This window comes from Mycobacterium shimoidei, from assembly GCF_900417275.1.
Lineage (GTDB): Bacteria > Actinomycetota > Actinomycetes > Mycobacteriales > Mycobacteriaceae > Mycobacterium > Mycobacterium shimoidei.
Genome location: NZ_UEGW01000001.1, coordinates 3,069,163 through 3,088,621, shown reverse-complemented (window position 1 = coordinate 3,088,621; position 19,459 = coordinate 3,069,163). Strand labels below are relative to the sequence as shown.

Here is a 19,459-nt window from a genome sequence, read left to right as displayed (position 1 = left end):
GGCTATCGGCTCCTGCCGCTGCGGCGGGCGGGCGGGGTGAAATTTGCTGCGAGCCAGGCGATGTCGGTGTCGGTAACATGAAACGCACGCACCCGCTCGATGGCGGCGTTGCCTTCAGTGAGCACATAGCCCACGCCGGGTGTGGTATCGGGGATTTCCTCGCAGCGCGCGCCTTGCTGGTGGGCGGCCGTAGACAGGATCATTGCGGTTTGGGTGACCTCAGTCACCCGCAGCCCGACGCGGACGGGGAACAGTTGGCGCAGTGCCACCACATCTTTGGAGGGGTCTTGCACGGCGGCGATCACCGACACTCCGACCGCGCGGCCGTGGGCCAGCCACAGCCCCAATAGTTGTTCGACTTCGGCACGTTGTTTGCGCTCGGCGTAGGCGGTCAGGGTGGCCAGCTCGTCGACCAGCAACACGATGTGGGGTTCGGCGCGGGTGGGCTGATGACAGCGGGTGGCTCCGCGTAGGCGTTGGGCGCGGGCCAGCATGGTGGCGGTGGTGTCACGCAGCACAGCCAGGATGGTGTCGGGGTCGTAGGCGAAGCGGTCGAACAACGCTTGGCCGGCGGCGAATTCCATGCCGCCCTTGGGATCTAGGCAGCGCACCGCGATCAGCCCCGCTTTGATGCCGGGAGCGAGTCCGGCGATCAGCGACCACAACACGCTGCCTTTGCCGGCGCCGGTGGCCCCGCCGACCAGGATGTGGTTGCTCGCCACCGGCAGCGCCCATGGGCTGCCCTGCTCGGTGAGCCCGACCGGCACCTGCGCCAGGCGCACCACCGGAACCTCGGGCCGCGGGCGCGCCAGCGGGATCGGGTCGGCGAGGGCGTCGTGGTGGCCCACCCGCAGCACGATGTCGCGGCCCCGCCCCGCCTCCACCCGGCCCGGTCGCACGCTGACGCTGTGCGCGCCGAACGCCGCCGCCGGCCCGGCCACATGGGCCTGCCAGGTCTTCACCGACTGGCCGACCAAAAGCCGCACCACCAGCGTGTCGACCGCCGCGCCGATGCGCACCGAGGACAATTCGGGCACCAAGGGTTCGGCGTCAGGCTTGCCGCGCAAGGTGATGGTCAGGCCGTGGTGCTCGCAAATGGCGCGCCAACGGCGCCGATACACCAGATAAGCGCGCCGGTAATCGGCGACCGGTTTGCCGATCACCCGCTGATAAGACTCCGGCCAGCCCAGCCGCCAGCCCCACACCCCGGTCGCACACACCACGGTCAACAGGCACGACCAGCGCAGGCCGAGCAGCATGGCGGTTACCGCCAAAACGGTCAGCACGGCAGCGGTGTCGGGCCAGCGCAGCGCGAACCGCCACAAGGCCTTGCCGGTCAGCGTGACAAGCCCGACGAGCAGGTCGCCGAACCAGTCATCTTCAGTTGTCTTCTTGGTGTTGTTGTTTGTGGTCATGGTCGTTGGTGTCCTTTCCGCGCCAGCACCTGATTGCGTCACCGAGCACACAGGCGCTGTTACGAATAGCGTTGGGATGGAAGGTCTTTGATGACATCGGGGCGTCGGGACCGGTAGTAGTGGATCGCCGGTCCCGACGCCCGCCGAGGTCACCCGGCGTTGGCTGGCTTTGTTGAGCCCGCAGGCCGGATTGCGCGTGCCCGGTAGGCGATACCGGATCGGTCACCCTGTGCCCAGGGCAACCCCACCAAGCCCTCGACGGTCACGGGCTGGCCTACGCTGACCCCCGGTTCACCGGGCACCGTGATCGCCAGGATGTCCGCGCCAGCGGGGGTCAAGGCCATGACTTGGACCTGCCACAGTTTCCCGGCCGGTTTCGCGGTCGATGCGCGGCTGACCCGTTTCACGCATGGTGCGCCGCTCCGGGGCGCGCGTACATGTGAATCGGATATTCGACGTGTCGATTGGGAGATGCATCGCAACTGCCTTTCGGTTGTTGGGTGTGAGCGCCCCGTCTAGGCGCTCGATCACCACTTCAACCGGGCACTTCGGGCAGTTCCAGGCCACTTCGCGGGCAGTTACGGACAGTTTGCGGGAGATCGGTGCCAGTTCGGGTGTCACCACTGTCCGCGGCCGGTAGCGTTGTCACCCGTGGATCTCGCTACACGACACATTGCGGACTGTAATGTCAGCTGACGACGCCAATGACGTTGTGGCGCAAGGCAATTCTCGGCTGAAAGCTCGCATGACCCAGCTCGGCATGAGCATCGAGAAGCTCTCCGAGGTCAGCGGGGTCAGCGTGCGATCTATCAAGAGGTACCTGCGCGGTGAGAATCCGCGGCTCGGTGAGGCCAAGCAAGTGGCCGACGCGCTGGGCTGCGAAATCCACGACTTGTGGCCCGACAAGTTCCCGGTGTTGTCTCCGCCTAGCCCGGGAACGGTCGCGGTCAGCTTGTACGGATCGCGTACCAGGGTGCCAACGCAGATGTGGGAGGAGCATTTCCGCAGCGCCGCCGAAGTCATCGACATCTTGGTCTTGGCCGGGACGTTCCTGTTCGACCAGGTTGCACGGATTCGCCGGCATCCTCGAAGGTGTCAGCAGCCGGGGCGTTGCCACCCGGTTTCTGACGGGCGATCCGTCCTCGGCCGCAGTGGCGTTGCGCGGCCAAGAAGAAGGTATCGGTTCAGCCGTGCATGCCCGGTGCAGCCTGGCACTTGACCTGCTGCGACCCTTGCTTGGTCTTCCGGGGTTTCAGGTACGGACCCACGACACCGCGTTGTATACCTCGATTTTCCGGGTCGATGATCGCATCATCGCCAACTCTCACGTTTGGGGCTCGCCCGGAGCGGCCAACCCGGTACTGGTCCTGGACCGAGGCACCGATGATCACCTCTGGGACGTCTATTGCCGTTCCTTCGACCGTATATGGGAACGCGGTAAGCCGCTGACTTAAACGGTAACTAGGCGAAGGAGGTCCAATCGATGGCCCGAATCGACTACTTCAACGACCCAGACGCGCCCCAACCCAACAGCGTTGTGCCCTCCGCATCGGCGATCGTCACCAACGACAACGGCGAGATCCTGTTGCTTAAGCGGCGGGACAATAGCCTGTGGACCATCCCCGGTGGGGGCCATGAAGCCGGGGAGACGATCGAAGATACCGCGGTGCGCGAGGTCCGCGAAGAAACCGGTCTGGAAGTCTCCATTACCGGTCTCGTCGGGGTCTATACCAATCCCGCTCATGTCGTCGCATACAGCGACGGCGAAGTGCGCCAACAGTTTTCACTGTGCTACACCACCCGAATCACCGGCGGTCAGCTGGCAATCGATCACGAAAGCACCGATTTGGCCTGGGTACATCCCAGTAGGCTGGACACTGTGAAGATGCATCCGTCAATTCGGCTGCGCATCGACCATTTCCTAGAACGCCGGGAAAACCCCTACCTCGGATAGACGTCTATTCCAGCCGGGCTCGCGCCCGCGCCGCCGCCGCCAACAACCCCGGCCGCGACTGAAGCACCGCGCGATGTACCGGATCGTCGTGCCCGTACCGATCCAACACCTCGGCAAGCCGCTCCTCGGCGGTGATCGGCTGTCCATCAGGCCCCGTCGTCAAATCCACGAACGTCAGCAGATCAAGCAAGCCCGCCGGCGGTTGCTCGAACTCATCCAATGCGCCGTCTAAGCCCCTACGGTTGCTTCGGTTTCAGCACCGGTATGAAATGCCACCAGAGACACCACTACTTCAGGAAATCCCTGCGAGCGCACGAACCGGGCACCATCAACCGGGTGGAATCCCGATACCGCCAAGCGCGGCGCATAACCGATATCGTGCAGCCAAGCCGCGGCAGTCAGCTCAGCGGCTCGCTTGGGGTCTGCCCGCGCCGCGACGCGCGCCGTCGCGTCGGCAACCCCGCGCACATGGGCCAGCCGCTTTGGCAGGTCGGCAAGCCAGTGCGTCGCCAGCTCGCCGGCCCGATTTACCAGGGGCGTGTCGTCCATATTCACTAGCCTAGACATCGCGGAACTGGCAGACGCCGTGGCGGCTCCCGTCCGCTTGGCGCTCCCGTCCGCCGCCACGGACCAAGGCCAGCCCTACCGCGCGGCTGAGAACGAGCACCCGACTGATCGTGCCCGGAGCCCGACGTTGCAACCGCCGTCCTTCAAATCAACACCGCCGCGCGCCGCAGTGCCTTCGCACGGCCCGTGACTTTCCGCGAACACAGCACCGGTCTCGGCCGACCAGTGCAAGCGATTCACCCATCGGCGGGGAGGGTTGTGAGAACTTTCTTTACTGGTATCAAGAGGTCCCGCTCAACCTGTCGAGGCGGTCAATTTGTGCATCGTGACCGCTTGAGCGGCGGTTATGCTGTCCTCGAACAATAGAGGAGGTGGGTGGTGCCTCAGCCGTTGAAATTTGACCTGGCCGATCTGCACATCTCGGCCAATCACATGAGCGTGCATCACGCCGATTTGAAGGCCGCTCACGCCGAGGCCGACACCGATATCCAAAACGCGCAGGCTGGGTGGGTCGGGGCCTCGGCCGCGGCGCTGCAGGGCAAACTGGCGGAATGGCAGGCCACCACCGAGCAGTTATGCGGCAACATCGCCGATCACGAGCAGGCCTTCCGCGCGGCCCGCAACGCGTATCAGAGGACCGATGACCAAAGTGCGGACAACATCGACGACCAACTCTGATGACGGTCAGCATCGCCGATGTCGATCGTTGGGACGCGGGGTGCCTGCGCCAGGTATCGGCGGCCTTGGGCAAACGCGGCGCCAGCGCCGATGAGGTCAAAGCAGGCCTGAGCCGGCTGCCCCTGATTGCCAGCTGGCAGGGCAGCGCCGGGGATGCCGCCCGGGCATCGCTGGACAAACTGAGCACACACCTGGCGGCACACACCGACGAAATGCAGGCCGTCGGCACGGCGATCGGCAAATCGGCCGACGAAGTTCAAAACGTCAAAGACGCCCTGAGCGGTATCGACCGTGACGCCGACTCGTGGGGCTTCAAGATCGACCGCGCCACCGGGACAGTCACCCCCAGCGACTCGCTGGACATGGACCACCCAACCAATCAGCAGCGTCAGGCCGAACTGGAAGCGCGGATCAAAAAAGTCCTCGCCGACGCCAACGCAGCCGACGCGGATCTGGCCCGAGCGATCACCACGGGTGGGCGCGACGCGACCGGGCCGGCCGAAACCCGCCCCGACGTGCGGGCGGCATTATCGGGGCCACTTCCCGAGGACCCGCAACAATTCCACGATCTGTGGGACAAACTCAGCAAGGAAGAAAAGGACTGGCTTTATAGCCACGACCACAACATCGGCAACCATCCCGGAATGCCGTGGGACCCCCCGGACCATCTGGGTAGGGATCATTACAACAAGTTGCATCTACCGGACCTTCAACAGAACGCTCAAGCAAACGTTGACCGGCTGCAGGCGCAGTTCGACGCCCTAGCGAAACAGGCGTACATGGGTGATCATGACGCCGCCGCGCAAGCCAGTGCCTTGGCCCCACAGCTGGCGGCGGCCAAACATAGTTTGGACGGTTACAAAGCGGTTCAAGCCGACTTGAATAAAAACGATGGAGTTAAGCGCTACCTAGGATTCATCGACGACAAAGGCCACGCCGCTGTCTCCATCAACAACCCTGACACCGCCACACGCAACGCCATTTTCGTGCCCGGCACTGGGCAGGACCTCGCCGCCTTCAACGGCGCCGACACGAAGTCCCGGGACATGTATGAAGCCGCGCTCCGCGCTGATCCCAGCCTGAAGGCGGGAGATGTTGCGGTGACGACGTGGATGGGCTATGACCGCCCGATGGATGTCTTCGCCGCGCGGCATCCTGACCCGGCCCTCGGGGGCGCAGGTGCTTTGGACTCTTTTGAAAGCGGGATGCGCGCCTCGCACGTCGGGCCGCCGTCGATTGACACCGTCATCGGGCATAGCTACGGGTCTACCCTGGTGGGCGCAGCCGCTTCGGGCGGCCATCAACTCGACGCGAATAACGTTATCGCGGTGGGCAGCCCGGGCATGCTGGTCAATGACGTGTCAGGCATGAACCTCGATCCCGGTGCCAAGGTCTACGCCACGTTGGCGAACAACGACATCATCGGCCCGACGGGCTTGGTCACCCAATTCACGCTGGGACCCGAACCTGTATCTCCAGGCTTCGGGGCCACCATATTGGCCGCGGCGCCCGGACCGACCACCAACTGGGGAGTAGATGCACACAGCAGCTACTGGGCACCTGGAAACATTGCGCTAGCCAATATGGGTTCAGTCATCGCAGGCGTCGAGCCCCCACAGATCTCGAATATCAAGATGAGCGGGCAATGAGCAACCCGAAAGGAATCCGAAAGAGAGCGCGCACGCCCATCGTCGCTGTCCTTCTGGTCGGAACGCTCGTCACTGCGTGTAGTCATCACGATGCCAACCCGCTTGGACCGCCGACGCCGTCAGGAGCCACAATCCTTGGAGGACAACCTATGACATCCGCACCACCGCCACCGCCGGGCTGGAAACTGCGAGAGGTCATCCCGCAAAGCCAACAGCAAGCACAAGACACCGTTCTTGGATATCTAAAGAAAACCTTGCAGGCCCTGCCCGCAGGTATCGTGCTCGACGCGACCCGCTACGGAAGCGCCGGACACGACAGTTATTGCGACGACAACGCCACCACTCCCAGCTCGCCTCAACGGTTCCACACCATCGGTGACCTCGGATACCCCGGCGATATCGACTGGACCGCAATAGTTTCAAAGACAGGTGCCATTTGGAAAAGCTGGGGATGGTACGTCTTTGAACGCGACGGGTTCTATAAGCCCAACCGCTTTGGTTATGCCCCAGACGGGTACAGCCTGCAGATTGTCGCGACAGCCCGACCCGGCTATCCGCCCAGCCTTGAAGGTATGTCTCCCTGCTTCCCAGGCGACCACGCACGTGACGACATTCCTATCCCGTTGGTCCTCAAGGCTGACTAAGCTAAACGTCATCACCGGACGCCGCCAACAAGAAAAACGCTGCCACCACCGAACGCTCGTCCGGGACGAGGCGCTCCCGGCTGGTTACGGCAAGAGCTGGCCAGATGGACGGGTAGATAAGGACTTCGGGGCGACGGATGCCACGGCTACTATCTGTGGATGATGCCCAAGCCCGATGAGCAGTTGCGGCAAGCCGCTGTGCACGCCGACAAGGTTCGCAACGCAGTCCTGAATCTGCTCGATGAGGATGCCGCCGCAGCCGCCCAGATACGTAAGGCCTCCGACAGGATCCTGACCGTAGCCGACCAAATACACAAGCAGTCCCTGCCTACACGTTCGCAAGTCGAGAAATGGTCGACATCACACGTCGAGGAAACCAGGCAATACATGTTCGACGCGGTAAAAGCTTGGCGCACAGCCGCTGTCGCCCATGAACATGCGATCGAGATGTACGAGGTCGCCGCTGACAGCGACCGGAAAGGCTCGGCGGTCGACACTACCGGGCTGCGCGACACCGCCGAAAGCCTATGGGCCCAGGCCTCCCAGATGACTCTGATCGACCGGCACTACCACAGCAACGCCATCCAGCCGAGCATCTACGCCTGCAATGAGGCCATCGCACGAATCAACGAAAAAACACGGCCATCGCCACTCGCCTCAACGACACCGCCAACAAGCTCGCGCAGGCAGCCGACGACTACGACACGCCAGCCGCCAACAGGCCACGGGCCATTCGCCAACCCCCCAACTGAACGTCCTTGGGCCGGCACCCAGGGACAACGTGCCAGGACCAAGGACCAGGACATCCCATTCCACGCACCAGTGATCACGCAGCCGTTTGCCACCTATTCCTCGTTGCCGGATTCTGGCCGTCACTCGTAAGGCGTCAAGGTCGGTTCTCTTCGCTCCGCTGCGGGGACTCCACCTTGACTCCCTCCTCGATGACGACGTGCAGCGGCAAGGAGCGAGGAATGGCGATCGAGTTTTACGGAAGGTACGAGATTGTCAGCCACCGGATGTCGGTAGCCGCCGCTACCGTTGATCCGTGATCTGCCCTCCACCGTTGTTTCCGCCCCCGCTGGCCCAGCCCGCTGACGTCGTGGCACAACTGCGCGATGGCCGTACGGTGCTTATCGAGGTGAAACCGATTTATGAGGTCGGTTACGCGGTCAACCAGGACAAGTTCGACGCCGGCCGCGTTTATGAGTCCGCGGCTCTAACCAACTGAGCTACCGCCCCTGCACGACCCGACTTTAGTACCTGTCCGGATAGCGAGCGGAGCCGCCGGTACCTGCCAGGAGATGCAGCTACCGCACCCCGCAGAGGGATCGTCAGCTGAACACCGTTTGACCCTCCGCGTCCAGCAGATACCGCTCGGTGCCGTGCTCGACGCGTGGGGCGTCGCCACCCAATGCGACGGCAATCTTGTTGCTGGCGTTGCGCATGACGTCAAACGTCAGCTCGATGGCTTCAGCGTCGGAGAAGCACTCACGGACGCGAAGGGCGGTACCGCGGTCGATGTGCGCGGGCGACCAAATCAACGCATCCACATAACGCAGCGCCGCTTTCTGCTTGTCGGTCAGCAGCGATGACGTCTCGAAGCGCTCGATATCGCTGTAAAGAGATTCCGATCCACCGGCATCGAGCGCCGTCGTCTCCCGCAGCGACTTGCACAATCGGCAGTTGTGTTGCGCCGCCCCCCGCAACCGCACAACCTCAGCGGTCAGCGGGTCGAGCGCTCGCATGCGGGCTACGGCCGGCAGGAAGCCGTCGAACACCGCCCCGGATGGATCGCTGTCGTGATCCCACGAAATCGGCGCCGAAACCCACTCGAGGTAATCCTGCCCGACACCGAGCGATTCCAGGCCCGCGCGGACCCGCGGGACGAAGTCAGCGATGTACATCTGCACTACCACGCCGAAAGTCTTGTCGCCCAACGCCGACCACAACTTTGATCGTTGCTCGTCACCGATCATCGACACGTCAATGCTGAACTGCTCGGCGAATTCCGTCACCGCAGCTTCGACATCCGACCCAAAATCCTCCGCCGCACTTACGGCGGGCAACGCCGGCAGCCCGAGCGTCTGTGCGCACACCCGGCGAACAAGTGTTCCGATCGGGCCGCCGGATAGTGCCACTAATCGCGCCAGCTCGTCACGAACGTCCACCGAAGGATTATTGCGCCTGGTTGCCAAGATTGCGAGGTCACTGCGCCGGACTCACCGATGACATGTGAAAGTCCGGTATCCGCAGCGACGGCATCGCGGCGCGGGTGGCCCAATCTCCCCACTCCCGTGGCAGCGTCTGCTCGCTGACACCGGCTTGGGTGGCCCGCCGCAGCAGATCCAGCGGACTCTCGTTGAACCGGAAGTTGTTGACGGCTCCCCTCACTTCGCCGTCTTCGACCAGATACACGCCGTCGCGGGTGAGCCCGGTCAGCAGCATCGTGGTGGGATCCACCTCCCGGATGTACCACAGCGTGTTCACCAGTAGGCCATGCTCGGTGCCGGCGATCATGTCGTCCAGCGACGCCTCACCGCCGGTGACCAGCAGGTTGTCGGCGGCGATCGCGACGGGTGCGTCGAATTCGGCGGCCGCCGCCCGCGGATAGGCCAGCGCGTTAATGACGCCGTCGCGAATCCACTCGACCCGCTCGATTTCCATCCCGTTGTCGAACACCGACACGGTTTCCGACGAGCTGTCGGCCGCGACGAAGGGCAGGCACCGCAGGCCCGCGGCATGAGGGTCGGAATACATGGTGAGTGGCAACTCGGTGAGCCGCTCCCCCAACCGCGTTCCCCCTCCCGGCCTCGACAGCGCGGTGCGGCCTTCGTGCGCACCGCGCCCGGCCATCGACCACCCCAGAAAGATCATCATGTCCGCCACCGTCGACGGCGACATGATCGTCTCGTAACGTCCGGCGGGTAATTCGACTCTCCGTGCGGCCCAGTCCAACCGAGTGGACAGCTGCTCGAGCATCGAGTCTGTGGACACGTCAACGAAATCAAGCGTTCCGACACCCATCCACGCGCTGGCCTCACCGTGTCTGGCGTTGATCTCCACGGTGCCGGTGGGCTGGGTGAAACGCCTGCGTACGCCGGTCGAGGTCGCCAGAAACGTCGTCTCCAACTCGTGGCGGGCAAAGCCGGCCAGCAGCTCAACGCCCCGGAACGACTGGCTCAACGACGCGGCTACGTCGGCGAACACCTCGACCCCTGTCCCGGGCACAGGTGCATCCCAATCGTCGGGCACGCCCGAGCCACTCAGCAGGGGGGCCGCATCGCTCGCCTCCGGCGCGGCGGCCGCGGCTTCGGCTGACGCCTGGACCAGGCGGGGAATCAATTCCGGGTCCACCTCGGCGGTCCGCAGTGATCCCACTCGTGCTGTCTTACCCTGTCGCGCAATGGAAATCACCGTGGTACTGCGGCTGGTGGATACCCCGTTGGTGGTCATCGTGTTGTTGGCCCAGCGCAGCGACGCCGCGACACGGTCGGTCACGATCACGATGGTTTCGTCGGCGCTCGCCGCGGCTAGCGCACTGTCGACGACTTGCTGCGCGCCGATCATCGGCCGGCCTCGGTGCGAGTGTTGAGCACATTGATGCCTCGGAACAACGCCGACGGGCAACCGTGGCTGACCGCGGCGGTCTGGTTCGGCTGGGCCTTCCCGCAGTTGAACGCGCCGCCCAGCAGCCACGTCGACGGCCCGCCGACCGCCTCCATCGCATTCCAGAAATCCGTCGTGGTGGCCTGATACGCCACGTCACGCAGCTGACCGTCAAGCCGCCCGCCCCGAATCCGGTAAAAGCGCTGACCGGTGAATTGAAAGTTGTAGCGCTGCATGTCAATCGACCATGACTTGTCGCCGACGATGTAGATGCCGTCGTCGATCCCGCTGATCAGATCCGCGGTAGACAGGTCGTCGCGACCCGGCTGCAGCGACACGTTGGGCATCCGCTGGATCGGCACATGGTGCGGCGAGTCGGCGTACGAGCATCCGTTGGAGCGGGACAGGCCGAGCCGCGGGGCGAACACCCGGTCGAGCTGGTAGCCGACGAAGATCCCGTCACGGATCAGGTCCCAGCGCTGCGCGGCCACCCCCTCGTCGTCGTAACCCACACTTGCCAAACCGAATTCGTCGGTGCGGTCGGCGGTCACGTTCATCACCGGCGACCCGTAACGCAGACTGCCGAGCCGGTCCGGTGTAGCGAATGACGTGCCGGCATAGGCGGCTTCGTAACCGATGGCGCGGTCGTACTCGGTGGCATGCCCGATGGATTCGTGGATGGTCAACCAGAGGTTGGTCGGGTCGATCACCACGTCGGTGGGACCAGGCTTGACGCTGGGCGCCTTGAGCTTCTCGGCCAACAGCGAAGGCATTTCGGCCAGCTCGTCGCTCCAATTCCAGATCTCGTCGTCGGTCATCACCTCCCAGCCGCGGCCGGTCGCCGGCACCAGCGTCCGCATGCTGTCGAATCCGCCCGCAGCGGCATCGACGGCGATGGCCTCCAAAGCGGAGCCCGTCCGCACCCGTTGCTGAGTGATCGCCGAGCCGAACGTGTCGGCGTAGAAGGTTTGCTCCTTGGCGGTGGTCACGGCGGCTGAGACGTGATCTACTCCGTCGGCGCCCAGCAGCCGGCCGGAGTAATCCTGCAGCAACGCGATCTTGTCGGCGGTCGGCACGGCGAACGGGTCGATGCGATAACTCGACACCCAGGCGGCGTCGGGGTAGACCGGCTCGGCGGCCAGCTCGATGCGCTCGTCGTTGAGCTCGGCCAGCACAGTCGCCACCCGCACCGCCCGCCTGGCCGTCTGGGCGGCGACCGACGCCGACAACTCGGCGTGCGAGGCGAACCCCCAGGTGCCATCCACGATCACCCGGACCGCCAAGCCCACCTCGCGGTCGATGACCGAGCTCTCCAGCTGGCCGTCCCGCAGCCTGATCACCTCGGTGGTGATGCGGTGAATCCGCAGGTCGGCGTGGGTGGCGCCGAGCGCGGTGGCGGCTGACAGCGCGGCGTCGGCCAGCTCGTGGCGGGGCAGACTGAGGAACTCGGCGTCAATCCCCCGGTTCGGCGTCACCGTTCCACCGTAACGAGCGGTTTTAATACATTTATGGCCCACCGCCGGTCCGCCGCGCTCGGTTATGCGTTGCTGGCACCAAGCCTGTTCGGGGTCACCGCCTTCTTGTTGTTGCCGATACTGGTGGTGGTGTGGCTGAGCCTGCATCGCTGGGACCTGCTCGGCCCGATCGAGTATGTGGGGCTGGACAATTGGCGTTCGGTGCTGAGCGATGCGACGTTCGGCAACTCGCTGCTGGTGACGCTTTTGTTCGTGGCGATCGTGGTGCCCGCCCAGACGGTGCTGGGCCTGCTGGCCGCGGCGCTGCTGGCCCGCGGGCTGCCCGGCACCGCACTGTTTCGCACGCTCTATGTGCTGCCGTGGATCTGCGCGCCGCTGGCGATCGCCGTGTTATGGCGCTGGATCCTCTCGCCTAGCGACGGCGCGGTCAGCACGGTGCTGGGGCATCGCATCGAATGGCTCAGCGATCCCGGTTTGGCGCTGCCGGTGGTGTCCGCGGTCATCGTGTGGACCAACGTCGGCTACGTCGCGCTGTTCTTCCTCGCGGGGATCTTGGCGATTCCGGCCGAGATCCACGCCGCGGCGCTCACCGACGGCGCGACCAGCTGGCAGCGGTTTTGGCGCATCACGTTGCCAATGCTGCGGCCCACCACGTTCTTTGTGCTGGTCACCGGAATCGTCAGCGCAGCTCAGGTTTTCGACACGGTGTACGCGCTGACCGGCGGCGGGCCCGCCGGACGCACCGATCTTGTCGCGCATCGGATCTATGTCGAGGCGTTCGGGTCGGCGGCGATCGGCCGGGCGGCGGTGATGGCCATGGTGCTATTCGTGATCCTGGTCGGGGTCACCGTCGTTCAGCATCTGTTCTTCAGGCGTCGGATCAGCTATGACCTCACCTAAGGCAGCACTTGCCTACACCGGCCTGGCGGTAGGCGCGGTGATCACGCTGGCGCCGTTCGCCCTTGGGCTGCTCACGTCGTTCACTTCGCCGCGTCAATTCGCCACCGGTACGCCGCTGTCCTGGCCGCACCCGCCGACGCTGACCAACTACGCCGACCTGGGCGGTGCCGGCTTCGGCCGTGCCTTAGCCGTCACCGCGTTGATGACCGCGGTGATTCTGCTTGGCCAGCTGAGCTTTTCGGTGCTGGCCGCCTATGCCTTCGCGCGGCTGCAGTTTCCCGGGCGCGATCTACTGTTCTGGATCTACATCGCCACGCTGATGGTGCCGGGCACCGTGACAGTGGTGCCGCTGTATTTGATGATGGCCCAGCTGGGCCTGCGGAACACGTTCTGGGCGTTGGTGTTGCCGTTTGTGTTCGGCTCCCCCTACGCCATCTTTTTGCTGCGGGAGTACTTCCGGGCGATCCCGAACGACCTGGTCAATGCGGCCCGATTGGACGGCGCCAACACCTTGGATGTGATCGTGCACGTAATTGTGCCCGCGAGCCGTCCGGTGCTGGTCACACTGATGCTGATCACCGTCGTCTCGCAGTGGAACAACTTCATGTGGCCGTTGGTGATCACCAGCGGTCCCAAGTGGCGGGTGCTGACCGTGGCGACGGCGGCGTTGCAGTCCCGCTTCAATGCCCAGTGGACGTTGGTGATGGCCGCGACGACGGTGGCGATCGTGCCGCTGATCGTGTTGTTCGTGGTCTTCCAGCGCCACATCGTGCGGTCGATCGTGGTCACGGGGCTCAAATGAGTTGTCGCCGCGTTGAGATTGCGTGTAGGGCTGTTGCTTTCGCCGATTCACGACACTGGACGCAATCTCAATGACCCGCCCACGTGTTTCCACGGTGGCCGCCTTATCGGTGGTGCTGGTGGCGGCGCTGCTGGTCGCGACGGCGGTGCTGTTGGACATCTCGGCCAGCCCGCACGGCGGCAAGATCGTGGTGACCGTGCGGCTGTGGGATGAGCAGGTGGCCGCGGCCTACCGTGAGTCGTTTGCGGCGTTCAGCCGTACCCACCCGCAAATCGAGGTGCGCACCAACGTGGTCGCGTATTCCAGCTATTTCGACACATTGCGCACCGATGTCGCCGGCGGTGGCGCCGACGACATTTTCTGGCTGTCCAACGCCTACCTTGCCGACTACGCCGACAACGGGCGGCTGATGAAAATCGAAGCCGACGCCTCGGACTGGGAGCCGTCGGTGGTTGAGCAGTTCAGCCGCGACGGCACATTGTGGGGTGTCCCGCAGCTGACCGATGCCGGCATAGCGGTCTATTACAACGCCGATCTTCTGAAGGCCGCGGGCGTCGACCCGGCCGAGTTAGCGGCATTGCGGTGGGGCCCGGACAACGACACCCTGCGACCACTGTTGGCCCGGCTCACCGTGGACGCCGATGGACACACCGCGACGACGCCGGGTTTTGATGCCCGACGGGTCAGACAGTGGGGATATAACGCCGCCAACGACCCCCAGGGCATCTACCTGAACTACGTCGGGTCGGCCGGCGGGGTGTTTCAGAACGGCGACCGGTTCGCCTTCGACAACCCCGGTGCTCGCAGCGCATTCAGTTACCTGGTCAAACTCATCAACCACGAGCACGTCGCTCCTCCGGCATCAGATACCAACGACAACAACGACTTTTCCCGCAACCAATTTCTGGCCGGCAAAATGGCGCTGTTTCAGTCCGGCACGTACAACCTGGCGGCCGTGGCTGAACAGGCCGGCTTTCACTGGGGAGTAGCGATGCTGCCCGCCGGTCCCGCGGGCCGGGTCAGCGTCACCAATGGCATTGCCGCCGCCGGGAACTCGGCATCCACACACCCGGATGCGGTGCGAGCGGTGTTGACCTGGATGGGCAGCAAGGCGGGCAATGAGTACCTGGGCCGTCGCGGCAGCGCCATTCCGGCGGTGCGGTCCGCGCAGCGGGTCTACTTCGACTACTGGGCGAGCAGGGGCGTCGACGTCACACCGTTCTTTGCGGTGCTGCGCGGCCCGCGCATCCCCGCACCCGGCGGCGCCGGCTTTCCCGCAGGTTTTCAGGCCCTCAAGCCGTACTTCGACGAAATGTTTCTCGGGCGCCGCGATGTGGCGACCACCCTCCGGGAAGCACAGGCCGCGGCGAATGCCGCGGCGCGCCGCTAACCCGATTGGGTTGCCGTCGGGTAATTTCCACCGGGTGAGCCGCGGACGGCTTAGACAATGGCTGGTGCTTACAGCGATCATCGTCGTCGCAGTGCCGATGAATCCCGGCGCCGCTCGTGCCAGTGCCGTCACCTACACAGTCGAACCATTCGACTATGACGGCGTCAACGGGATCTCCATGTCGATGACCAAACTTCAGCTCGGCGGCACGTTATGTCCATGCGTCAAGGTGCCTTACCCGGCCGACGGCCTGCACAATGACGCGGGTGTAGCCGCGCTGGCCAATACTCCGCTGCACGCCGGTGACACGGTGCTCGGGTTCAGCCTCGGCTCGCAAGTGATCTCGCTTTACCTCGCTCGGCACACACCGCCGCCCGGGGTCCGGTTCGTGCTGTTAGGGGACACGTTCGCACGCAACGACCAGCTGGTCGCTGTTCGGCAGGGTGTTCCACCCGACATCGCCAACGAAGTGATACTGATGGCCCGGGAATATGACGGATGGAGTGACTTTCCCACTGCCATGATGTCGCCCAACTACCCGCTGGCGCTGCAGAACGCCCAGTATGGCGCGGGCATCATCCACAACTACGCCAATGCTCGCCTCGATCATCCGGCCAACGTGGTGACACGGCGGGGCAACATCACGGCACTGTTGATTCCGACCCAACACCTGCCGCTCAACACGTGGCGGCGATGGTGGGGCCAAAGTGCGCAAGCCGATCAGCTTGACGCTCTACAGCGTCCGCTCATTGACAGCGCCTACGATCGGCCGGTGCCGACACCACAACAGCGGGCAGCCGCAACCAGCGAGCAGGTTGCGAACACGTGAGACGAAACGGCGCTAGCCGCCGAACATCAGCTCCACGGCGATAGCAGCCACGCAGACGGCCAGCGAGATCGACAACGCCAGCCAGTCAGCCAGTTTGGGCCGTGACGGCGCCGCCGAGATCTGACCGGCTCCGCCGCGGACAGTGATCGCGTCGCCCATCTCGTCGGCGCGCCGCAGGGTCACGGTGATTGCCGTTGCGAACAGATCGATCAGCTCCAAGGCCCACCGCCGGCGACGCGCTCTACGAGTGCGCGGAATCTGTCTGGGCCGCAACCGGCGCGCGGCGTAAAGCACCTGGAATTCGTCGACCAGCATCGGGAAGGCGCGCAATGCAAGCGCCAGGACGACCGCCCATTCGTCGACCGGGATGCGGAGCCAGCGCAATGGTCGGCCCAAGGTGGCTACGGCCGGGGCGATTTCCGCGACGTTGGTGGTCCACGACACCATCGCGCCGAGCCCGAGCAACACGATCGACAGTGCGGTGATGCGCAGGAAGTACAGTAGCCCGCCGAGCCCGATCCCGCTCGCCCCCAGATGGATGACCGGATCACCTCCGGCCAGCGCCGCGGTGATCGCGCCGAAGGCCAGCAGTATCCACAGCCAGCGCGGCACCGACGGCAACGCGCCCCACGGAATGTGTGCGATCCGTGCCGCCGCCAGCACCAGCGCGGCCACCAGTCCGATCGACACCCAGCCCGGATAGAAGGTCAGCAGCACCGAAATGCCGAAGACCACAATCAGTTTGGTTCCAGCCCACAGATCGTGGACCGCCGAGCCGCCCGGCACCGGGCGCAACAGCACGACTGGGCGCCCGGGCCGGCGAGCCGGACGGCGTGTCATCGTACTGGCGGTCATGCCACGTCCTCTGCCGCTGCCGGGGCCGGTTGGAGCACGCCGCCACGCAGATGCAGGGCGCGCGGGCACAGCTCCTCGAGACCGCTGAAATCGTGTGAAATCACAATGACGGTCAAACCCCGCTCGCGGCGCAGGTCGACCAGCAGGCGCAGCAGCCCGCGCTGGCTGACGGCGTCGAGTCCGGCCAGCGGCTCGTCGAGGATCAAAGCCTGCGGCGATCGCGCCAGCAGTCCGGCGAGCACGACCCGGCGCATTTGGCCGCCGCTGAGTTGGTCGATGGGTCGTCGGGCCAGCGCGGCATCCAGTCCCACCGCGGCCAGTGCGCTCGCGACCCGGTCCTGGTCGTGGCGCGAAAAGCCCGCTGCTGAGGCCACTTCCAGGTCCACCCGGCTGCGCATCAACTGCAGCCGGGCCGCCTGGAACGACAGCGCCACAGCACCGACCTGCTCGTGGGTGGGCCGGCCGTGGAGCAGGCAGCAGCCTGTGGTGGGTGTCGTCAACCCGGCCATGATCCAGGCCAGCGTCGACTTGCCCGAGCCGTTGCCGCCATGGATCAACAGTCCGTCGCCCTGACCCACCGTGAAGCTGACGTCGCGCAACGCAGTCTTCTGCCACGGTGTGCCGCAGTCGTATTCGTGACCCACGTCGATGAGTTCGAGCACTGGTTTGTCGCCGCGACGAGCGCCCACCGCATTGGCCACCGGCGGGGCCGTCGTCTCGACCATCTCGGCGTTATCCGGAGAATCGCTGAGATTGATTGTGCGATTGGCAGATTGGGCCTCGTCGTTGTAGTGCGTAATGTGGAGCAGAGCGGTGCGATGCCGCTTGGTGAGGCCGGACATGATGCCCAGCAACGCCTCCCGGCCCTGCTGGTCGACCATACTGGTGACCTCGTCGGCGATCAGCAGCGCCGGTTCGCGCGCCAGGGCCGCCGCCATGGCCAGCCGCTGCAACTCACCGCCGGACAGGTTTCCGGTGTCGCGCTCGGCAAGCCCGTCAAGCCCGACTTCGCTGAGTAGCCGGTCGACGTCGATGGTGGTGCCCGCGGGCAGCCCCCACACCACGTCGTCGGCGACGCGGGTGCCCAGCACCTGACTTTCCGGGTGTTGCATGATGACGGCGGTGCCGCCGACTCGGCCCAGGCCGATCGCGCCGGGGCGTTCGACGCTGCCCGACGTCGGTTCCCGGCCGGCCAGTATCAGCATCAGCGTGGTCTTGCCCGAGCCGTTGGCACCGGTGATCGCCACATGCTCGCCGACGTCGATATCAAGGCTGACCGGGCGCAGGGCGTCCTGGTTGCTGCGCGGATAGCGGAAGCGGACTTGGTTGAGCCGCACCGGAACCGGACCGACCGGGCCGCTCTCGGCTAATTCGTCGAGCTTGTGGACGTCGGGGATGCCGCGCATGCGGTCCAGGACCCGCGAGAGCGCCCACCAGCCGATCAGCGACACGATCATCACCGAGACCACGCCGTTGCCCAGCACCAGCCACGGCCAGTAATGCAGCGCAGTGGCGAAAAACCCCTTGAACTGCCCGGCGGCTTGCTCCAGACCGACCCGCGTCATCGCCACCGCAACACCGTCGACGTTGGCGGTGATGGCGTCGAAGATCAACTGCCGCAGCCGGGTCAGCACGGCCAACGCGCCGACGACGGCGGCACCGAACACCACACCGGCCACGAACGACGCGACGACCACGGTCGGTGTGCCGCGACGCCTGCGCTTGACGATGCCGGTCAGCCCGCCGATATAGGCGGCGTTGGCGACGTTGATGAATCCGCCCATGCCCGCGATCAGGAAAGCGATGATGCCGGCAGCGACCGCCGCGGCGATCAGCACCCGCAGCCGGTAACGGTAGGTCAACAGCCCCATCGGCACGGTGCCCAGCAGTGCCAGCACGCCGGCGAACGGAACGACAATCGAGATGATCGCCGTCGCCGCGCACAACGCGGCCATCACCGAGGCCTGTGCGAGTTCGCCCGGACGCAGCGATCGCGCCCGGTGGGGCGCGGTCGCTGAGCCGGTCGTCATTGCACCGATTCTGCCAGCCGTCGACGCCTGTTCCGTGCGCGCACGCCGTGCCGGTTCGTGGACGAACATGCCTCAATACGTGGTGTAGATAGTCAGGCTATGCAACTATGGGGGTATGACGCCATCCGCAACGGCGCGGCCTGCTCCCGCCCACGACGACACCACTGAGGCCGTCCCCGGCCTGGGGGCGGATCTACTGGCGGTAGTCGCCCGACTCAACCGCTACGCCACCCAGCGCATCCAAATGCCGCTACCTGCCGCGCAGGCCCGCCTGCTGTCGACGATCGACGCCCAGGGTGAAGCGCGGATCTGTGACCTGGCTGCGGTGGACCACTGTTCGCAGCCGACCATGACCACCCAGGTGCGACGGCTGGAAGACGCCGGCCTGGTCACCCGCACGGTCGACCCGGGCGACGCCCGAGCGGTACGCATCCGCATCACGCCGGAGGGACTGCGCACCCTCAACCGCGTCCGCGCCGACAGGGCCGCCGCGATCGAGCCGCAACTCGGACGGCTGCAGCCCAAAGACCGCGAAATCCTGGTCGACGCGGTCGCCGTGTTGCGTCGGCTGCTCGACGACACCTCGCGGCCCAGCGCATCGCGGTAGCCGGCGGATTATCGGCGCATCATCGGGGGTAAACCCTTCTGATCACCCAAGATGCGCG

The 19,459-nt window shown here is 65.1% G+C and carries 19 protein-coding genes and 1 pseudogene; 12 read left to right on the top strand and 8 right to left on the bottom strand.

Features of this window, described 5'->3' with window-relative positions:
• Positions 1-2: 2 nt before the first annotated feature.
• Both MSP7336_RS14905 and MSP7336_RS24695 read right to left on the bottom strand, forming a co-directional pair.
• Positions 3-1,415, bottom strand: coding sequence for an FtsK/SpoIIIE domain-containing protein (locus MSP7336_RS14905; RefSeq protein WP_113964022.1), 1,413 nt, complete (start codon positions 1,413-1,415; stop codon positions 3-5).
• Positions 1,416-1,564: 149 nt separating this feature from the next.
• Positions 1,565-1,759: a hypothetical protein gene (locus tag MSP7336_RS24695; RefSeq protein WP_425325747.1), complete on the bottom strand. Its 195-nt coding sequence runs from the start codon at positions 1,757-1,759 to the stop codon at positions 1,565-1,567.
• Between the two features lie 341 nt (positions 1,760-2,100).
• Between MSP7336_RS24695 and MSP7336_RS14895 the strand changes: the two genes are divergently transcribed.
• Together MSP7336_RS14895 and MSP7336_RS14885 are read left to right on the top strand one after the other, a co-directional pair.
• The gene (locus MSP7336_RS14895; protein ID WP_113964021.1) at positions 2,101-2,634 is read left to right on the top strand and encodes a helix-turn-helix domain-containing protein; all 534 of its coding nucleotides are present in this window, start codon (positions 2,101-2,103) and stop codon (positions 2,632-2,634) included.
• A 264-nt stretch (positions 2,635-2,898) separates the two neighbouring features.
• On the top strand, positions 2,899-3,369 hold the full coding sequence (locus tag MSP7336_RS14885; protein WP_113964019.1) for an NUDIX hydrolase: 471 nt from the start codon (positions 2,899-2,901) through the stop codon (positions 3,367-3,369).
• 4 nt (positions 3,370-3,373) lie between these two features.
• Here the strand turns inward: MSP7336_RS14885 and MSP7336_RS14880 are convergent.
• A pseudogene (locus MSP7336_RS14880) lies at positions 3,374-3,918 on the bottom strand (HD domain-containing protein).
• A 396-nt stretch (positions 3,919-4,314) separates the two neighbouring features.
• On the opposite strand from MSP7336_RS14880, the gene MSP7336_RS14875 reads away from it, so the two are divergent.
• The 5 genes from MSP7336_RS14875 (at position 4,315) to MSP7336_RS14855 (ending at position 8,135) form a co-directional block, all read left to right on the top strand.
• Entirely contained in the window at positions 4,315-4,614 is a 300-nt protein-coding gene (locus tag MSP7336_RS14875) for a WXG100 family type VII secretion target (RefSeq protein ID WP_142706794.1), read from the top strand.
• Positions 4,615-4,826: 212 nt separating this feature from the next.
• Positions 4,827-6,263, top strand: coding sequence for an alpha/beta hydrolase (locus MSP7336_RS14870; protein ID WP_181786759.1), 1,437 nt, complete (start codon positions 4,827-4,829; stop codon positions 6,261-6,263).
• Between the two features lie 149 nt (positions 6,264-6,412).
• Entirely contained in the window at positions 6,413-6,907 is a 495-nt protein-coding gene (locus MSP7336_RS14865; RefSeq protein ID WP_181786757.1) for a hypothetical protein, read from the top strand.
• A 159-nt stretch (positions 6,908-7,066) separates the two neighbouring features.
• Entirely contained in the window at positions 7,067-7,789 is a 723-nt protein-coding gene (locus tag MSP7336_RS14860; RefSeq protein ID WP_113964016.1) for a hypothetical protein, read from the top strand.
• A gap of 163 nt (positions 7,790-7,952) precedes the next feature.
• Positions 7,953-8,135 carry a hypothetical protein gene (locus MSP7336_RS14855; protein WP_113964015.1) on the top strand — a complete coding sequence of 61 codons (183 nt, stop codon included), beginning with the start codon at positions 7,953-7,955 and terminating at the stop codon, positions 8,133-8,135.
• A 103-nt stretch (positions 8,136-8,238) separates the two neighbouring features.
• On the opposite strand, the gene MSP7336_RS14850 is transcribed toward MSP7336_RS14855, so the two are convergent.
• The 3 genes from MSP7336_RS14850 to MSP7336_RS14840 are packed head-to-tail and all read right to left on the bottom strand — an operon-like array spanning position 8,239 to position 11,988.
• Entirely contained in the window at positions 8,239-9,075 is an 837-nt protein-coding gene (locus MSP7336_RS14850) for a carboxymuconolactone decarboxylase family protein (protein ID WP_113964014.1), read from the bottom strand.
• A gap of 37 nt (positions 9,076-9,112) precedes the next feature.
• The gene (locus tag MSP7336_RS14845) at positions 9,113-10,474 is read right to left on the bottom strand and encodes a metallopeptidase TldD-related protein (RefSeq protein ID WP_113964013.1); all 1,362 of its coding nucleotides are present in this window, start codon (positions 10,472-10,474) and stop codon (positions 9,113-9,115) included.
• Positions 10,471-11,988, bottom strand: coding sequence for a TldD/PmbA family protein (locus tag MSP7336_RS14840; protein WP_069397039.1), 1,518 nt, complete (start codon positions 11,986-11,988; stop codon positions 10,471-10,473). Before MSP7336_RS14840 ends, MSP7336_RS14845 begins: the two co-directional genes overlap by 4 nt.
• 33 nt (positions 11,989-12,021) lie before the next feature.
• Between MSP7336_RS14840 and MSP7336_RS14835 the strand changes: the two genes are divergently transcribed.
• The 4 genes from MSP7336_RS14835 to MSP7336_RS14820 all read left to right on the top strand — a co-directional run bounded on the left by MSP7336_RS14835 (position 12,022) and on the right by MSP7336_RS14820 (position 15,909).
• A complete protein-coding gene (locus MSP7336_RS14835; protein ID WP_069397040.1) occupies positions 12,022-12,888 on the top strand; it encodes a carbohydrate ABC transporter permease in 867 nt (288 codons plus the stop codon).
• A complete protein-coding gene (locus MSP7336_RS14830; protein ID WP_069397041.1) occupies positions 12,875-13,690 on the top strand; it encodes a carbohydrate ABC transporter permease in 816 nt (271 codons plus the stop codon). The genes MSP7336_RS14835 and MSP7336_RS14830 overlap by 14 nt, the downstream gene beginning before the upstream one ends.
• A gap of 70 nt (positions 13,691-13,760) precedes the next feature.
• Positions 13,761-15,080, top strand: a complete 1,320-nt coding sequence (locus tag MSP7336_RS14825; protein WP_069397042.1) for an ABC transporter substrate-binding protein — start codon at positions 13,761-13,763, stop codon at positions 15,078-15,080.
• 64 nt (positions 15,081-15,144) lie between these two features.
• The gene (locus MSP7336_RS14820; RefSeq protein WP_181786753.1) at positions 15,145-15,909 is read left to right on the top strand and encodes a PE-PPE domain-containing protein; all 765 of its coding nucleotides are present in this window, start codon (positions 15,145-15,147) and stop codon (positions 15,907-15,909) included.
• A gap of 12 nt (positions 15,910-15,921) precedes the next feature.
• Here the strand turns inward: MSP7336_RS14820 and MSP7336_RS14815 are convergent, their stop codons facing one another.
• Positions 15,922-16,764, bottom strand: coding sequence for a CbiQ family ECF transporter T component (locus MSP7336_RS14815; protein WP_069397044.1), 843 nt, complete (start codon positions 16,762-16,764; stop codon positions 15,922-15,924).
• Complete coding sequence (locus MSP7336_RS14810) at positions 16,761-18,794, bottom strand: DUF2232 domain-containing protein (RefSeq protein WP_181786751.1); 2,034 nt, start codon at positions 18,792-18,794, stop codon at positions 16,761-16,763. Before MSP7336_RS14810 ends, MSP7336_RS14815 begins: the two co-directional genes overlap by 4 nt.
• A 115-nt stretch (positions 18,795-18,909) precedes the next feature.
• Here MSP7336_RS14810 and MSP7336_RS14805 point away from each other — a divergent pair, with 115 nt between their 5' ends.
• On the top strand, positions 18,910-19,401 hold the full coding sequence (locus MSP7336_RS14805; RefSeq protein WP_069397045.1) for a MarR family winged helix-turn-helix transcriptional regulator: 492 nt from the start codon (positions 18,910-18,912) through the stop codon (positions 19,399-19,401).
• Positions 19,402-19,459 lie beyond the last annotated feature (58 nt).

What these genes read in the sequence shown, in the direction of transcription:
- MSP7336_RS24695 (WP_425325747.1), bottom strand. Translation starts at nt 1,759, where the DNA reads ATGGCCTTGACCCCCGCTGGCGCGGACATCCTGGCGATCACGGTGCCC.
- MSP7336_RS14895 (WP_113964021.1), top strand. Translation starts at nt 2,101, where the DNA reads ATGTCAGCTGACGACGCCAATGACGTTGTGGCGCAAGGCAATTCTCGG.
- MSP7336_RS14870 (WP_181786759.1), top strand. Translation starts at nt 4,827, where the DNA reads ATGCAGGCCGTCGGCACGGCGATCGGCAAATCGGCCGACGAAGTTCAA.
- MSP7336_RS14815 (WP_069397044.1), bottom strand. Translation starts at nt 16,764, where the DNA reads ATGACCGCCAGTACGATGACACGCCGTCCGGCTCGCCGGCCCGGGCGC.
- MSP7336_RS14865 (WP_181786757.1), top strand. Translation starts at nt 6,413, where the DNA reads ATGACATCCGCACCACCGCCACCGCCGGGCTGGAAACTGCGAGAGGTC.
- MSP7336_RS14860 (WP_113964016.1), top strand. Translation starts at nt 7,067, where the DNA reads ATGATGCCCAAGCCCGATGAGCAGTTGCGGCAAGCCGCTGTGCACGCC.
- MSP7336_RS14845 (WP_113964013.1), bottom strand. Translation starts at nt 10,474, where the DNA reads ATGATCGGCGCGCAGCAAGTCGTCGACAGTGCGCTAGCCGCGGCGAGC.
- MSP7336_RS14830 (WP_069397041.1), top strand. Translation starts at nt 12,875, where the DNA reads ATGACCTCACCTAAGGCAGCACTTGCCTACACCGGCCTGGCGGTAGGC.
- MSP7336_RS14905 (WP_113964022.1), bottom strand. Translation starts at nt 1,415, where the DNA reads ATGACCACAAACAACAACACCAAGAAGACAACTGAAGATGACTGGTTC.
- MSP7336_RS14825 (WP_069397042.1), top strand. Translation starts at nt 13,761, where the DNA reads ATGACCCGCCCACGTGTTTCCACGGTGGCCGCCTTATCGGTGGTGCTG.
- MSP7336_RS14835 (WP_069397040.1), top strand. Translation starts at nt 12,022, where the DNA reads ATGGCCCACCGCCGGTCCGCCGCGCTCGGTTATGCGTTGCTGGCACCA.
- MSP7336_RS14810 (WP_181786751.1), bottom strand. Translation starts at nt 18,794, where the DNA reads ATGACGACCGGCTCAGCGACCGCGCCCCACCGGGCGCGATCGCTGCGT.
- MSP7336_RS14805 (WP_069397045.1), top strand. Translation starts at nt 18,910, where the DNA reads ATGACGCCATCCGCAACGGCGCGGCCTGCTCCCGCCCACGACGACACC.
- MSP7336_RS14885 (WP_113964019.1), top strand. Translation starts at nt 2,899, where the DNA reads ATGGCCCGAATCGACTACTTCAACGACCCAGACGCGCCCCAACCCAAC.